The sequence below is a fragment of the Bacillus sp. FF-1 genome, assembly GCF_028548245.1.
In the GTDB taxonomy this organism is placed as follows: Bacteria; Bacillota; Bacilli; order Bacillales; family Bacillaceae_G; genus Bacillus_A; species Bacillus_A paranthracis.
Window position 1 is genome coordinate 1 of sequence record NZ_JAQQGG010000002.1, and the last position, 13,977, is coordinate 13,977.

Sequence of the window (13,977 nt, forward strand, 5' to 3'; positions counted from 1 at the left end):
TTCTTGCAAGGGAATGAAAAGATCCAGCACGCAGTAAAAACATTAATGGAGTACAAATGGATCCCAGGCGAGGGAAAAGGCTTCGCCATAGCTGGAGTAGGAAAGGTCTCAGGAGGAGGACAGTATTCCCTGAAAGAGGCTTATCAGTATATGGAGAGTAAGGTTGTTAAGGGTACGGGTAAAGAATATAAAAACTATAAGGATGTAGAATATACTGGAACAACTAAAGTTAATGGAGAAGTAAGGGATATTAGCAGACGGGTTTTTCAAAGGTTAGATATTGATTATATGAGAATTGACCCTAAAACTGGTATGACAAATCTCCAATTGATGAAAAAAGGAAGAGCACCAATTTGGCAAGATGGGACTGCTATAGAACTTCATCATTTAATTCAAAGAGAGCCCGGATCAATGGTGGAGCTTCCGGGTAGCATGCATAAGGAATATTATAAAATATTGCATGGCTTAGTGGAGAATGGTGGAAGCTTTAGAAACGACCCTGTGTTAAAAAAGCAATATGAAAATTTTAGGTCGAAATATTGGAGATGGAGAGCTAAACAAATAGATAAAGCTGAATTATAAAAGGAGGAATTTTGAATGAATAAAGAGGAATTAACCAATTTTATTAAGGTAAATATGGAATCAGATGACTTTACTGGTGGAGTAGATAAAAAACAAGTTGATTATGTTCAAGATACCCTACAGTTAAAATTGCCAGAAAGTTATAAGTGGTTTTTAACAAATTATGGCTCTGGTGGGTTATTTGGTGTTGATATTTTAGGGGTGGCTAAGTCTAATATAGCTTCTGTTGTTATTGAAACAGAGAGTTATAGGGATTTAGGAATGAGTGAGAATTTAGTAGTTATTGAAAATATTGGGGAATATGCTTATTGTCTAGACACTAGTAATATGGAAAACAATGAGTGCCCAGTAATAGCATGGGATAGACAAGGTGGACTTGATGACTACAATACAGCAAAGAATTTTTATGAGTTTTTATCACAAAGGTTATTAGATGCAAAAGAAGCATGGGAAGAAGAGTTTTAATATAGATAAATGACCTTGTTTAGCTTAAAGCTGAATAAGGTCATTTTTATTATAAGAAGATTAATTGTTCATGATGAATAGAAGTTATAAGTATTATTGATATATTTTTTGTTTTATATATAATTATATTTAAAGTTTTGTGCGTAGGTAGACAAGAAAAGAGAATGAAAACGAATTTGTTTTTGATGTGGATAGAAAAAATATATGGTGTTTGAAAGTAAGTACTCCATGATGGTTGTACCATCATGGAGTACTGTGTGCAATGATAGAATAGAAAACGAAGTACGAGCTTAGGCGATATGACATTTTACTAGGCGATGAATATAATCACATGGAATATATATTAAACTAAAGAACTCGTACAAGCTCGTAAGTTTTAGCGTAGTAGTTGTCACGACATATAAAAGGTGTCATACTGTTACTACAAAATATACAAATTTATACTACTTAAAAATAGATGAACTTAAAGCACTTGATTGTCTATGATAGGCAACAAGTGCTTTTTTCGTCTTAGTATAGAAATAAGTTATAATAAAAAAGCTAATATTTTGTTAGATTGAGAAAATAAAGAGTATCTACTAAAAAGCAGCTGTCGATGGTATAAAAACAACCAGCCACAAAGTAAAAGAGGGTGTAAACTTTGTAGCCTCCACAGCAAAAGGATTTGCCGACAAAATCGGAAGCCTATGGAACAAAGGTGCCACAACCGTAAAAACAACCTTCTTGCAAGGGAATGAAAAGATCCAGCACGCAGTAAAAACATTAATGGAGTACAAATGGATCCCAGGCGAGGGAAAAGGCTTCGCCATAGCTGGAGTAGGAAAGGTCTCAGGAGGAGGACAGTATTCTCTGAAAGAGGCTTATCAGTATATGGAAAGTAAGGTTGTTAAGGGTACGGGTGATGTTGGTGATAAAGCCAGTGGAGCTAATATAAAGAAATTAGATGATTTTTCAGGCCCTTTAGAAAATGGTCCATATATTAAAAACGGAAAGCCTAGGGGTAGACCACAATTATCTGGGGAAAAGAAACTTGGATTTGAAAAAGATGTTTTCAATAAACAGATAGACCCAGATGGAATTTTACGAGACCCTAACACTAGTGAGACAATTGACTGGAACCTGGACGACCACGAAAAGGTAAAGTAGATTTTGGGCATACAGAAGGAAATTCGTATAAGAAAATGTTTGAGAAGTATAAACATGGTGAGATTACTCTTGAAGAATTAAAGGAATTTCAGTTTAACCCAGATAATTTCAGATTAGAAACGCCTTCTGCAAATAGGAGTCATAAATATGAGTAGTTAGGAAGATGATGCAATGAAAATATTAAATATTTTTGATGCGGTTAGAGAAGGAACTTATGAAGATTTTAAACGATTTTATGATGGTGATATTAATCAAATTGATAGTGAGTTAGATATCAATTTATTGTGTATGGCAATGATTAATGATAAAAATTCTAGTGAAAAACTTAAGATTATAAAATTTTTGCTAGAAGAGGATATTGATATTAATTATACTACAGCTAAAAATAAAAGGAATGCATTGCATATGTTTTATTTTTGTGTTTTACGTCCAACAATAGAATATGAATTAGAGATAACAAGGTTACTTATTGATAATGAGATTAATATCAATGCTTTAGATAAATATAATGCTATCCCCTTGAAATATGCTATTACGATAAATAAATTGTCTACAAAAGATAATAAAGAGATGTATAAACTACTTATTAGTAGTGGCTCAAAGTATAATTTGAAAGATGAATTTGGAAAATCATGTGTGGATTATGCCAAAGAGTATTCTTGGAGAAATGATTTATTAACTATTATTGAGGAGTGTGAATATGAAAGTTAATAATTCTGACTTTGGAGGTTTTATTGTTTCTAAGAATGTTGTAGCCGGAAAACCAATACGTTATACATTTAGAGAAAAATCAGAAGTTCCTCAATTAAATGGGTGGACTATTTACTCTTTAGAAGATGATGATGAATATGTAAATGATTCTAGTAATTTTCAAGTTTTAGGAGCAAGCTCTATATTAGAAATAGCACCAGTTATGTTAGAAATTTTTGATGCTCCCTATGGAACAGACCTATGTTGGTTGTATAAAGAAGGGGTTCATGTAGGATTTTATGATTTAATAAGTGAAGATGAGAAAGATATTGGTCAAATTGTAAAAGGAAATTGATGCTATTTTGTGAGTTCCATGGGCACTGACAAAAATGCATTTCCAATAAGAAAAGTCAACAGCGACGTTAGGAGAACGTAGTGGTCTGTTGACTTTTTTTATAGTGTTATTTCATGACAAGAGTTATTTATCATCTTCGTTTAAGTTAATGTTTTTATTATTTTTACCAACAATTCGTAGATTATTTAATTTGTTTTTACGAACTTCAAGGATAGCTTTTCCCATGTCTCGTTCGATTCGTTGCTTGTAAAGAAATTCTGTAAATGCTCTAAAGCATTCATTCCCGTTTCCAACATGTGTTCGAATCAATCAATCTAAATAAAAAAGCTCGTCTTTTCCATCCCTATTTTCTCAACAAAAACTGACATTCGCTTGCAAATCCTCAATAATATTAATATCATCGGTCATACCATTGATATTATAGTTTGTCCGCTTGATATTTTAGGATTCCCAATGTTTAAAGGGAATGATGTTAAGCTTACGTTGGAAACAAAAGAAGTAGGGGTAAAAAATACGTAGTTGACTCATATGCACAAAATAAGGGAATAGTATCGAGAAAATTCACTCAGCTTAGTGAAGTACAAGAAAAAACAGCTAAGAGTTATTTAAATGAAATTACAAAAAAATATCCTTCAGTTTCTAAAATATCAAATGGTCCTTTTAATCCTAACGCTCTCAAAGGGGGGCGACTTAAAGGTGAGTTAATATTAGAAGTGCCAGTTCAAAATAAACCAATTTCGCAAACGATTCTTGATGAAGCAACAAAAAATAGGATTATTATTAGGGATATTAAAGGGAAGGTGTATAATTGACTATGAAAATTTATTATTGTGACGAATGGTCGGAAATTAAAAAGAAGCCTTGGAATATTCTAGATGATCGTGATGCATACACATACCATCAAAAACATGAACCATATACGGCGGTATTAACTGAAGATGAAAACCTTAAGTATATTGTAAATGTTACAAATGAATGGGTTTCGGTGGGATTTTATGATGACTTTATTTGTAAGTATTTAAATTATGATTTTGAAGTTATGAGTGAGAGTAAGATATTTTTAAGAACAGCTACGTATTGGGAATATGATGATGAAACTGATACAGAAGTAAGTAGCTTAATTTGGGGATTCCGAGAAAATGGCTATATAGCAATGGAAAAAAGGGATTTAAAGACCGGCTTAGTCGAGGAGCGTGAGATTAGCGATACCCTTGAAAGAAACTGGGACGTATTTCCTGAATTTGGTCATTATATTCATTTGTGTAGAGAGGAAAGATAATGTTTTTAGGAGCACTCTATAGTGCCAAAGCTATCTATAAGAAAGGTGTTATATATCACTAACACATAAGGCAAGCGAACTAAAGATAATTAAAATATTGAATTAGAAAAAAGAAAAATGATATATTTGAAAATAGAGACTCCATGAAGGTAATACCATCATGGAGTACTATTACTATGTGCAATGATAGAATAAAAAAGAAGTACGAGCTTAGGTGAGATGACATTTTACTAGGCGATGAATATAAACACATGGATTGTATATGAAACTAATGAACTCGTATAAACTCGTGAGTTTTAAAATAGTAGTTTTTATGATATACAAAAGGTATCACATTTTTTACTGCAAGATTTACAAATTTATAGTACTTAAAAACATATGAACATAAAGCACTTGATTGTCTATGAGAGGCAACAAGTGTTTTTTTCATTTTAGGATAGAAAAGAGGAGAGTATAATAAATGATAAGTACATATATTGTTTCAGCAAATAGTATAAGAAAATAGATTCTAAAGAGCAGCTGAATTCATCGGAGTAAATGATGCAATTCGTGCAGTTACCGGTAAAGACCCTATTACAGGAAAAGAATTATCACCAAAAGAAAGACTCATTGCCGCAGGATGGACGCTCCTAAACTTTGTTCCTGTTGGAAAAGTGGCAAGTCTTGCTGGAAAAGGAATAAAGTATGTCGCTTCTAGCTTTGGGAAGACAATTGTAAAAGCAGGAAAAAAACTAGGCGAAGGCGTAACAATGGTAGCTGGAAAAGCAGCTGTCGATGGCATAAAAACAGCCAGCCACAAAGTAAAAGAGGGTGTAAACTTTGTAGCCTCCACAGCAAAAGGATTTGCCGACAAAATCGGAAGCCTATGGAACAAAGGTGCCACAACCGTAAAAACAACTTTCTTGCAGGGGAATGAAAAGATCCAGCACGCAGTAAAAACATTAATGGAGTACAAATGGATCCCAGGTGTAGGGAAAGCCTATGTCATGCCTGGAGTAGGAAGGGTCTCAGAGGGGGGACAGTATTCTCTGAAAGAGGCTTATCAGTATATGGAGAGTAAGGTTGTTAAGGGTACGGGTAAAGGTAGTAAGGCTGTTGATGATGTAGTTAAAGATGGTAGTCACTTTTTAGATGAATTTAAATTGAAACCTAATGTAAAATATGAAACGAATGGATATCTATATCAAACAGATGAACTAGGAAGAATTGAGAGAGCTTCTGGAGAATTAACGTTAGAGATGGGAGAACGTAATAGTAAGCATCAGCTAGCTGCTGGAGGAGAAGACCGAGTCAAAGCTCCTAGTACTCAAGGCGATCATGGTGGACATTTAATCGGTACGCAATTTAATGGATCTCCGCTAATTGATAACATAGTTGCAATGAATGGTAATGTTAATGTAAGTGCTTATAAAAAATTGGAATCTGCTTGGGCAAAAGCTTTAAGAGATAAGCGGGAAGTTATAGTTGATATTAGACCTGTATATGAAGGGAATTCTGTGAGGCCTGTAAGCTTTAACATAAAATATAGAATTGATGGAGAAAAATTTAAAGCTAGTTTGAAAAATGTATATGGAGGAAAGTAAATGAATACAGAGAACTTGGAAAGTATTTATCAAAAAGTAGCTATACAGTTAAACAATATTATTCCAGAACCATGGGAAAAAGTAATGGTATATTCAGAAGTTGAGGAATATAGTGATTCGACGGTATTTTTCTACTATCCAAAAAATAAGCAGGAACCAATATACAGTTTAGATATTGAAGATATGGAAGGGATTGATGAAGACGAGACTGATCGTCAATTAAATCTTCTTGACAGCCTCTTTAGAGAGTTATGGGAAGAATTTAAAAGAAATAAGCAGGAACCTTGGACTAATTTAACATTTAAGTTATATTCTACTGGTAAGTTTGATATTGAATTTGATTATACTTTATTAGACGAAGAAAATAATTATAATCATTATGAGAGATTAATTATATGGAAGTATAAAAAATTAGGAATTTCCCCTGATGAAAAGAGAGAAAGTGATGTGAAACTAATTAGAGAATATATTAATACACAAAAATGATCTCTACTAGAGTTATAGATATAAGGTGTTTGAAAATACATACTCCATGATGGTTATACCATCATGGAGTACGGTGTGCAATGATAGAATAGAAAACGAGGTACGAGCTTAGACGATATGACATTTTACATGGCGGTGAATATAAACACATGGAGTGAGCATGAAACTAACGAACTCGTACAAACTCGTAAGTTTTAACGTAGTAGTTATCATGACATGTAAAGGGTGTCATACTGTTACTACAAAACTTATAAATTTCCGCTACTTAAAAACATATGAACTTAAAGCACTTGATTGTCAATTATGGCAACAAGTGCTTTTTTGCATTTTAGTGTAGAAATAAGTTGGTAAACGTATAATTTTATAAGTGTATTAAGTGTTAAAATTTATAGATTGTAGTGGCTTTGTACAGTGTACGACATTACTAGAGAAAAAATTATTGTAAAAATTAAGGGGTGTATTATGTTTTGAAGTCATCGTAAAGTACGATTTAACGGTTGATGTAAGAGTACATCCAATAACAGGTGGAGTCGCCTACTACAGCGGTAACTAACGTTATTCAACAAAAAGAGTCATCGTAACAACAAGATAAAGATGATCCAGAAGAAGGTACTGCTGATAGTGATGATGATGACGGAGGATCATAAAAAGGTTTCTCAACAAATTTTAATATATCCCTTGACAGTTACAAATATAACCGATATACTTCATATTAATTTCAAAAGAAAATATATTCTAAATATTTAAATGTGTTGAATAGGAGTAGTAAGGTCGTATATTTGTACAGAGAGCTATGGGTTGGTGTGACATAGTCAAATGACATCCTGAACTCGCCTAGGAGCAGTAAGGTGGAACGGAATCACATTCTTAGTAAATCTTAACGGTTAACCTTCGATATTAGGTTTGTAATCAAACGATTACTACTAAGGTGGATTCATAATGGAATCAATAAGGGTGGTACCGCGTTAAGTAAATGGCTTAGCGTCTCTTTATATAGAGACGTTGAGCCATTTTTTTATTTTATGGAAATAGAAATGGAGGGTTTATTCGGATTGGTTTATAAAATTTAATTATTTATATAAAATGATTTTATTAGGAGGAAAATGAGATGAAACAGACGGAGCAATGGACTTCGAAATTAGGTTTTATAATGGCAGCAGCAGGATCGGCAATTGGACTTGGCGCAATATGGAAGTTTCCTTATATCGCTGGGAAAAGCGGGGGAGGAGCATTCTTTTTAATCTTTATATTATTTACTGTATTAATTGGATTACCACTACTTATAGCTGAATTTATGATTGGACGTAGTACGCAGAAACAAGCAGTTGGCGCATTTAAAAGTATTGCACCAAATACAGGGTGGCACTGGATTGGACGCCTTGGCGTCGGAACGTGTTTTATACTACTTTCGTTTTATAGTGTTGTAGGTGGATGGGTGTTAATTTATTTATTCAGAGGAGTAACGGGACAACTTATTACTCCAGGACAAAATTACGGTTCATTATTTACTGAAACAATTGGAAATCCTGTTTGGGCAATTATGGGACATTTCGCTTTTATGTTCATTACGATTTGGGTCGTATCAAAAGGTGTACAAAACGGAATTGAAAAAGCAAGTAAATATATGTTGCCAGCGTTGTTCGTTTTATTTGTCGCTCTTATTGTTCGCTCATTAACACTTGATAATGCAATGGAAGGTGTGAAGTTTTTCTTACAACCAGACTTCTCAAAGATTACTTCAGAAAGTATTTTGTTCGCAATGGGACAATCTTTCTTTGCGATTAGTATCGGGATATCGATTATGGTCACGTATAGTTCCTATTTAAATAAAAAAGAAAGTTTACCAAAATCAGCAATAACAATTGTTGGATTGAATTTATTTGTTTCATTATTTGCAGGACTTGCAATTTTTCCGGCCGTATTTTCATTAGGAATGGAGCCAACAGAAGGGCCTGGATTACTATTTATCGTATTACCATCAGTATTTAGTCAAATTCCATTTGGTGGGTTTTTCTTAACAGTATTCCTTGCACTATTTACATTTGCGACATTAACATCGGCATTTTCACTATTAGAGACAGTTGTTTCAGCAGTAGCAAATGGCGAACAAGAAAGAAGAACAAAGTTATCATGGATGATCGGTTTCTGCATTTTCTTAGTAGGTATACCATCAGCGTTATCATTTGGAGTATGGAGTGATATTACGATTTTCGGAAAAAATATTTTTGATGCAGTAGACTTCTTATCTAGTAATATATTAATGCCACTTGGTGCACTATTCATTAGTATTTTCGTTTCATTTAAAATGGAAAAAAAGGTATTAGAAGCAGAGTTTTTTGTAGGTGGAAATTATGGAAAGAAAGTATTTACTTGTTGGGCGTTTTTACTTCGATTTGTAGCACCACTCGCAATCATTATCGTCTTTTTAAATGTAATAGGGATTATTTAACAGTTGATGTTATAATATTCAGTAAAAAAAGAAGGTGATGATCATAAAGGCGAATTTGATAGAAGCAGGGAAATACATGCATATTAGAGGAAAAAAGCTATACGTTGAAACGCATGGAAACCCTAAAAATAAACCAGTTCTATACTTGCATGGTGGACCAGGAGAAAGTTGTTACGATTTTTCATTTCATCAAGCGGAACGTTTAAAAGATTCTTTATATGTAATTATGATAGATCAAAGAGGTGTTTGTCGCTCAGAAGAAATTACTGAGGACGAAGATTTTGGATTAAAAGATTTAATTGAAGACTGTGAGGAATTAAAAAAAGTATTACAAATTGAGAAGTGGTCTGTAATTGGACATTCTTTCGGTGGATATGTAGCATTGTTATATGCGTCGATATATCCAAGTTCAATAGAGAAAATAATATTTGAAGGGCCAACTTTTGATTTTGCATTAACAAGTAGAGCTTTATTACAAAAGACAGCGGACTTATTAAAAAAATATGGAAAAGAAGAAGTAGCAAAAGCGTGTTTATTTTATTCATCTAGCAATGCTTGTTCAGAAGAGTTGTTAGAAGCTTATATAAGATTAAGTGATGAATTAGAAGAAAAAAGAATGGAGATTTACAATAATAAGGAAGATGAGACAGATGAGAGTTTATATAGTGATGAAGAGTGGGAAGAATTTTCAAATCGCTCCAAAATTCACTTTGATAGATTAAAATTAGAGGGAGCATGTCATACGTCATTATTATCTAAAATAAAAGATGTACAGAATCCAATGTTATTAATAGTAGGAAAACATGATGTTGTAACGTGTGAAAAACAAATTGAAATATTTAATAAAGATGCCCGAAACGGCAAGTATATCGTATTTGAAGAAAGTGGTCATTCACCTCATTATGAGGAAGCAAATAGGTTTGCAGAAACAGTCATACATTTTTTGAAATGAAGAAAAGGGTGCTTCTCTAAATAAGAAGCATCCTTTCTAAATTTCTGGATATGTGATTGTAATGCTAGGCCACTTACTTTGCCAGTTCTTTTTAATAACTCTGTTTTTGTACATATGTATACGCTCTTTCGATTCCAGAAAATGAGCTGTTGGTCTCACTTGTAAGGAAAGAACATCTTCAATGCCGCACGGAGCTGTTAATATAACATTGTTTTTTTCGTCTAATGTAACCCCTAAAGACGTTGCTGTTTCAGGGAATTTAGAAATAGCATCAACAGAAGAAGAATACGGTGGCATATTATTTACTACGTGCATACGAGCTTGATTCTTTACAGACCAAGGGATAGAGGCATCCAAATTTATCAGTTTCTTTTCTAATAATTGTTCGTATATCTCATCTTTACGAAAAGGATCAAAATAAATGACATCAACGTCTGGTATAGTTGTTCTTATTTCGTAGTTATGTAAAGTATCCCAAATTTTAGAACGAACAAACCCGGCACAAATCCACCAATCAGGTAATTCTAGTGATTTTGCTAATTGTAATACGTCCATCATCCATTCGTCGTTTTCTATTAAGCGAATGATATGTTGCTCTGTTTGGATATTCATTGATATATTCACCTTTCTAGTAAATTAATGTATTAGTTCAATAATCCATAAAATCCAGTAAGCACCTGGTACAAATAGTAGTTGTGCTAATAATGTACCAAAAAGTCTAGAAATCATTAGCCAACCGTACATTTTACTCATAGACTCAGCACCATTCTCTGATTGTAAAGCACGTTCTGTTAAAAGAGCGATGCGTGGATCGAGTAGTACGGTTAATAAAATTGTAGCAAAACCATTTACAAGACCAGAAGCTGTACTTGCGTTTGTTGCATAATCTGGATTTAGAAATGAAGCGTAAAGGGCAGAAAGAACACCTGCTGTATAAATAGCAGTAGCAAACATATTAATAAGCATAATACGTTTTGGAATACCACCAATGCGTAGTCTATGAATCATTTCGAACTTTGGAAACCGTACATATTTTTTTGTGTACTTTAATTTTTGAATGTTATTCGTCTTCATCATTCGAATGAATGAACCATCTGTTTCAAAATTTTGAATGACGTATCCAAATAGTTTTGTCAAAGTTGGATATAGTATAATCGCAAGCAACGTACCAACAGAAGCCGATAATAGAACGAGTCGCATAATATTCTCTAAATCAATAGAAGAATCTAGTTTTGCTTCATCGACAATCCCGCCAAGTAAAAAGGCTTGTAGTAAGTTTGACGTTCTTGAAATGAGCAATACGATTCCTACGACAGATAATGCAACAGCGATCTTCTTTAAACGAACGCCTGCTAATCGAATACTATAAGAGCTTGTTTCAACTGCGTGGATTACAATCGTGAAAGCCATTATAAAAATTAACGTAATTACCATTTGTTTCACCAGTTTCTATTAAAATAATTGTAACTTTTTTACTTTATCATATCTATTACATTTTGTAAGTGAAAGTATGTGACATAGGAAAAGTAATTTTTCAGAAAAAAAGATAATGATAGTATTATAATAGAAGGGAAAGAGGGGGAAATCTGTTATAGGTTACTTATAAAGTAAAACGAGTGGGGGATTGAAACGTGTACACAACATATTTATTTGATTTAGATGGAACATTAACGGATCCGAAAGAAGGGATTGTAAATTCAGTATTGTATGCATTAAAAAAGGTTGGCATTGAAGAATTACATATAAGCGAGTTAGATTCATTTATCGGTCCACCCATCCAGCAATCATTTGTAGAGAGATATAATATGAATGAAGGAGAAGTTGAACGAGCTGTTTTTTATTTCAGAGAATATTTAAAGCAACGTGGATTGTTGGAGAATAATGTTTACGAGGGTATTCCAAATCTTTTAAAACAATTAAAAGATACTGGAAATCGTTTATTTATAGCAACTTCAAAGCCTACTATATTTGCTGAACAAGTTGTAGAGCATTTTCAACTAACAAATTATTTCGAAGGTATCATTGGAAGTAATTTAGATGGTACAAGAATAAAAAAAGAAGAAATCATTGCTCATATTTTACAAACAAATGAAGAACTTAATAAAGAAGAAATTGTTATGATTGGAGATAGAAAGCACGATATAATCGGCGCGAATCATAATGAAATTGCATCGATCGGCGTTTTATATGGCTATGGTAGTGAAATGGAATTGACTGAAGTTGGTGCGACTCATATCGTAAATGATGTAAAAGAACTACATCATTTTTGTTTAGAAAATAGTTTGATAAAGAAGTAAATATAGAGACTAATAATCCCTTTATAACGTATGATGATGAAATCGTTTTTTGTTTAAAGGGATTTTTCATATGTAATCGAATACTTATAATTAGACATTTTTAGCATGAAAAATTTGTATGAATAAGAGGAGGGATGTCAGAATCAAAAGATTAGTAGTAGAAGTTTATCAATAAAAGTTTGAATCTTCTGTTAAAGGAGGGGTATAATTGGAGCTAGTTATTATATTATTAGCACTTAGTTTACTTATGTTTGTAGCTTATAGAGGCTTTTCTGTTATTTTATTTGCACCGATTTTTGCTTTATTTGCAGTGTTTTTGACAGAGCCTAGTTTTGTATTACCTTTCTTTTCGAATATTTTTATGGAGAAAATGGTAGGTTTTATTAAACTATATTTTCCTGTATTTTTACTTGGAGCAATATTTGGGAAAGTAGTAGAAATGTCAGGAATTGCGGACTCAATTGCAAAGACAATTATAGAGTTAGTTGGTGAAAAACGTACGATATTAGCAATTGTATTAATGGGGGCTATTTTAACATATAGCGGTGTTAGTGTGTATGTAGTAGTGTTTGCTGTATATCCATTCGCAGCAAAGCTGTTTCGACAAGCGAATATTCCAAAACGTTTAATCCCTGGAACGATTGTTCTTGGAGCGGTCACGTTTACGATGGATGCGCTACCTGGATCACCACAAATTCAAAACGTAATACCTACAACGTTTTTTAAAACAGACATTTATGCTGCGCCGATACTTGGTATTGTAGGGGCAATTTTTGTACTTACGTTAGGTTTACTATATTTAGAGAGTAGACGTAAGAAGGCGAAAGCAGCTGGAGAAGGATATTTTGGTTTTAACGATGGGAATACGGAAATGGCAGCTTCTTTACAAGTAGAACAAAAAGATATGCCGTTACTGAAAAGTCTTGAAATTACAAGAGCACAGCAAGTAATTGCTTTTATACCACTTGTTTTAGTAGGTGTAATGAATAAAGTTTTTACTATTATGATACCGAAGTGGTATCCGAATGGTTTTGATTTTTCTACAATTGGTATGAAAGCATTTGGAAAAGTAGAATTAAGTGCAGTAGTTGGAATTTGGTCGGTAGAATTGGCACTTATAATAGGTATTGTAACAACGTTATTATTATATTGGAAACGAGTCGTAACAGGATTTCAAGCTGGATTGAATACAAGTATTGGCGGAGCGTTACTTGCGACAATGAATACAGGAGCTGAGTTTGGTTTTGGTGGTGTCATCGCCGCACTTCCAGGTTTTGCAATCATGAGAGATGGCATTTCTGCCACATTCACAAACCCTCTCGTGAATGGAGCAGTCACGACGAATATTTTAGCCGGTATTACAGGCTCTGCATCAGGAGGAATGGGAATCGTTTTAAGTGCAATGGGAGATAAGTTTATTGCAGCGGCTCATCAATTTGATATTCCGTTAGAAGTAATGCATCGTATCGTATCAATGGCATCAGGTGGAATGGATACACTACCACATAACGGGGCTATTATTACTATTCTTACAGTAACAGGATTAACTCATAAACAGTCATATAAAGATATATTTGCAATTACAGTTTTGAAAACGCTTGCTGTATTTTTAGTTATCGCGTTCTATACTTTAACAGGGATTTATTAAATAGATATTTTATAGACGAAAACATGAATTAGGGAAAGAAGGGGT

The 13,977-nt window shown here is 33.3% G+C and carries 13 protein-coding genes, 3 pseudogenes and 1 other annotated feature; of the genes and pseudogenes, 14 read left to right on the plus strand and 2 right to left on the minus strand.

The genetic code is table 11. The annotated features are described in order from the left end of the window. The 12 genes and pseudogenes from PQF83_RS05400 to PQF83_RS05445 all read left to right on the plus strand — a co-directional run. On the plus strand, positions 1 to 582 hold a 582-nt coding region (locus tag PQF83_RS05400; RefSeq protein WP_272792287.1), incomplete at its 5' end, for an HNH/ENDO VII family nuclease. Positions 583 to 597: 15 nt separating this feature from the next. Continuing rightward, positions 598 to 1,047: an SMI1/KNR4 family protein gene (locus tag PQF83_RS05405; protein WP_001030889.1), complete on the plus strand. Its 450-nt coding sequence runs from the start codon at positions 598 to 600 to the stop codon at positions 1,045 to 1,047. A 342-nt stretch (positions 1,048 to 1,389) separates the two neighbouring features. Continuing rightward, positions 1,390 to 1,607 (plus strand): annotated as a pseudogene (locus tag PQF83_RS28545) (hypothetical protein). 22 nt (positions 1,608 to 1,629) lie between these two features. Next, positions 1,630 to 1,953 (plus strand): annotated as a pseudogene (locus PQF83_RS05410) (WXG100 family type VII secretion target); the annotation flags it as partial. A gap of 275 nt (positions 1,954 to 2,228) precedes the next feature. Beyond that, entirely contained in the window at positions 2,229 to 2,348 is a 120-nt protein-coding gene (locus tag PQF83_RS28550; protein WP_001998786.1) for a GH-E family nuclease, read from the plus strand. Positions 2,349 to 2,364: 16 nt separating this feature from the next. After that, on the plus strand, positions 2,365 to 2,904 hold the full coding sequence (locus tag PQF83_RS05415; RefSeq protein ID WP_000698516.1) for an ankyrin repeat domain-containing protein: 540 nt from the start codon (positions 2,365 to 2,367) through the stop codon (positions 2,902 to 2,904). Continuing rightward, on the plus strand, positions 2,894 to 3,238 hold the full coding sequence (locus tag PQF83_RS05420) for a DUF2185 domain-containing protein (RefSeq protein ID WP_000867689.1): 345 nt from the start codon (positions 2,894 to 2,896) through the stop codon (positions 3,236 to 3,238). Before PQF83_RS05415 ends, PQF83_RS05420 begins: the two co-directional genes overlap by 11 nt. Before the next feature lie 814 nt (positions 3,239 to 4,052). Beyond that, the gene (locus PQF83_RS05425) at positions 4,053 to 4,517 is read left to right on the plus strand and encodes a hypothetical protein (protein WP_000708805.1); all 465 of its coding nucleotides are present in this window, start codon (positions 4,053 to 4,055) and stop codon (positions 4,515 to 4,517) included. 515 nt (positions 4,518 to 5,032) lie between these two features. After that, a pseudogene (locus PQF83_RS05430) lies at positions 5,033 to 6,100 on the plus strand (DNA/RNA non-specific endonuclease); the annotation flags it as partial. Then, a complete protein-coding gene (locus PQF83_RS05435) occupies positions 6,101 to 6,586 on the plus strand; it encodes an immunity protein YezG family protein (RefSeq protein ID WP_001091053.1) in 486 nt (161 codons plus the stop codon). It begins immediately after the preceding pseudogene. A gap of 743 nt (positions 6,587 to 7,329) precedes the next feature. After that, positions 7,330 to 7,578, plus strand: a binding site (T-box leader). A gap of 116 nt (positions 7,579 to 7,694) precedes the next feature. Beyond that, a complete protein-coding gene (locus tag PQF83_RS05440; RefSeq protein WP_000814557.1) occupies positions 7,695 to 9,035 on the plus strand; it encodes a sodium-dependent transporter in 1,341 nt (446 codons plus the stop codon). 37 nt (positions 9,036 to 9,072) lie between these two features. Next, the gene (locus PQF83_RS05445) at positions 9,073 to 9,987 is read left to right on the plus strand and encodes an alpha/beta fold hydrolase (protein ID WP_000584222.1); all 915 of its coding nucleotides are present in this window, start codon (positions 9,073 to 9,075) and stop codon (positions 9,985 to 9,987) included. Positions 9,988 to 10,023: 36 nt separating this feature from the next. Here PQF83_RS05445 and PQF83_RS05450 read toward each other — a convergent pair whose 3' ends face one another. Together PQF83_RS05450 and PQF83_RS05455 are read right to left on the minus strand one after the other, a co-directional pair. After that, positions 10,024 to 10,599, minus strand: coding sequence for a nucleotidyltransferase family protein (locus tag PQF83_RS05450; protein ID WP_001025800.1), 576 nt, complete (start codon positions 10,597 to 10,599; stop codon positions 10,024 to 10,026). Positions 10,600 to 10,623: 24 nt separating this feature from the next. Continuing rightward, on the minus strand, positions 10,624 to 11,421 hold the full coding sequence (locus PQF83_RS05455) for a lipid II flippase Amj family protein (RefSeq protein WP_000237162.1): 798 nt from the start codon (positions 11,419 to 11,421) through the stop codon (positions 10,624 to 10,626). Between the two features lie 197 nt (positions 11,422 to 11,618). Here PQF83_RS05455 and PQF83_RS05460 point away from each other — a divergent pair, with 197 nt between their 5' ends. Both PQF83_RS05460 and PQF83_RS05465 read left to right on the plus strand, forming a co-directional pair. Next, on the plus strand, positions 11,619 to 12,284 hold the full coding sequence (locus PQF83_RS05460) for an HAD family hydrolase (protein ID WP_000288833.1): 666 nt from the start codon (positions 11,619 to 11,621) through the stop codon (positions 12,282 to 12,284). 208 nt (positions 12,285 to 12,492) lie between these two features. Beyond that, positions 12,493 to 13,932 carry a GntP family permease gene (locus PQF83_RS05465; protein WP_000424306.1) on the plus strand — a complete coding sequence of 480 codons (1,440 nt, stop codon included), beginning with the start codon at positions 12,493 to 12,495 and terminating at the stop codon, positions 13,930 to 13,932. Positions 13,933 to 13,977 lie beyond the last annotated feature (45 nt).

Excerpts from the sequence above, each read along its gene's own strand:
- PQF83_RS05415 (WP_000698516.1), top strand. The coding sequence starts at position 2,365 with ATGAAAATATTAAATATTTTTGATGCGGTTAGAGAAGGAACTTATGAA.
- PQF83_RS28550 (WP_001998786.1), top strand. The coding sequence starts at position 2,229 with ATGTTTGAGAAGTATAAACATGGTGAGATTACTCTTGAAGAATTAAAG.
- PQF83_RS05420 (WP_000867689.1), top strand. The coding sequence starts at position 2,894 with ATGAAAGTTAATAATTCTGACTTTGGAGGTTTTATTGTTTCTAAGAAT.
- PQF83_RS05405 (WP_001030889.1), top strand. The coding sequence starts at position 598 with ATGAATAAAGAGGAATTAACCAATTTTATTAAGGTAAATATGGAATCA.
- PQF83_RS05450 (WP_001025800.1), bottom strand. The coding sequence starts at position 10,599 with ATGAATATCCAAACAGAGCAACATATCATTCGCTTAATAGAAAACGAC.
- PQF83_RS05445 (WP_000584222.1), top strand. The coding sequence starts at position 9,073 with ATGATCATAAAGGCGAATTTGATAGAAGCAGGGAAATACATGCATATT.
- PQF83_RS05435 (WP_001091053.1), top strand. The coding sequence starts at position 6,101 with ATGAATACAGAGAACTTGGAAAGTATTTATCAAAAAGTAGCTATACAG.
- PQF83_RS05425 (WP_000708805.1), top strand. The coding sequence starts at position 4,053 with ATGAAAATTTATTATTGTGACGAATGGTCGGAAATTAAAAAGAAGCCT.
- PQF83_RS05455 (WP_000237162.1), bottom strand. The coding sequence starts at position 11,421 with ATGGTAATTACGTTAATTTTTATAATGGCTTTCACGATTGTAATCCAC.
- PQF83_RS05440 (WP_000814557.1), top strand. The coding sequence starts at position 7,695 with ATGAAACAGACGGAGCAATGGACTTCGAAATTAGGTTTTATAATGGCA.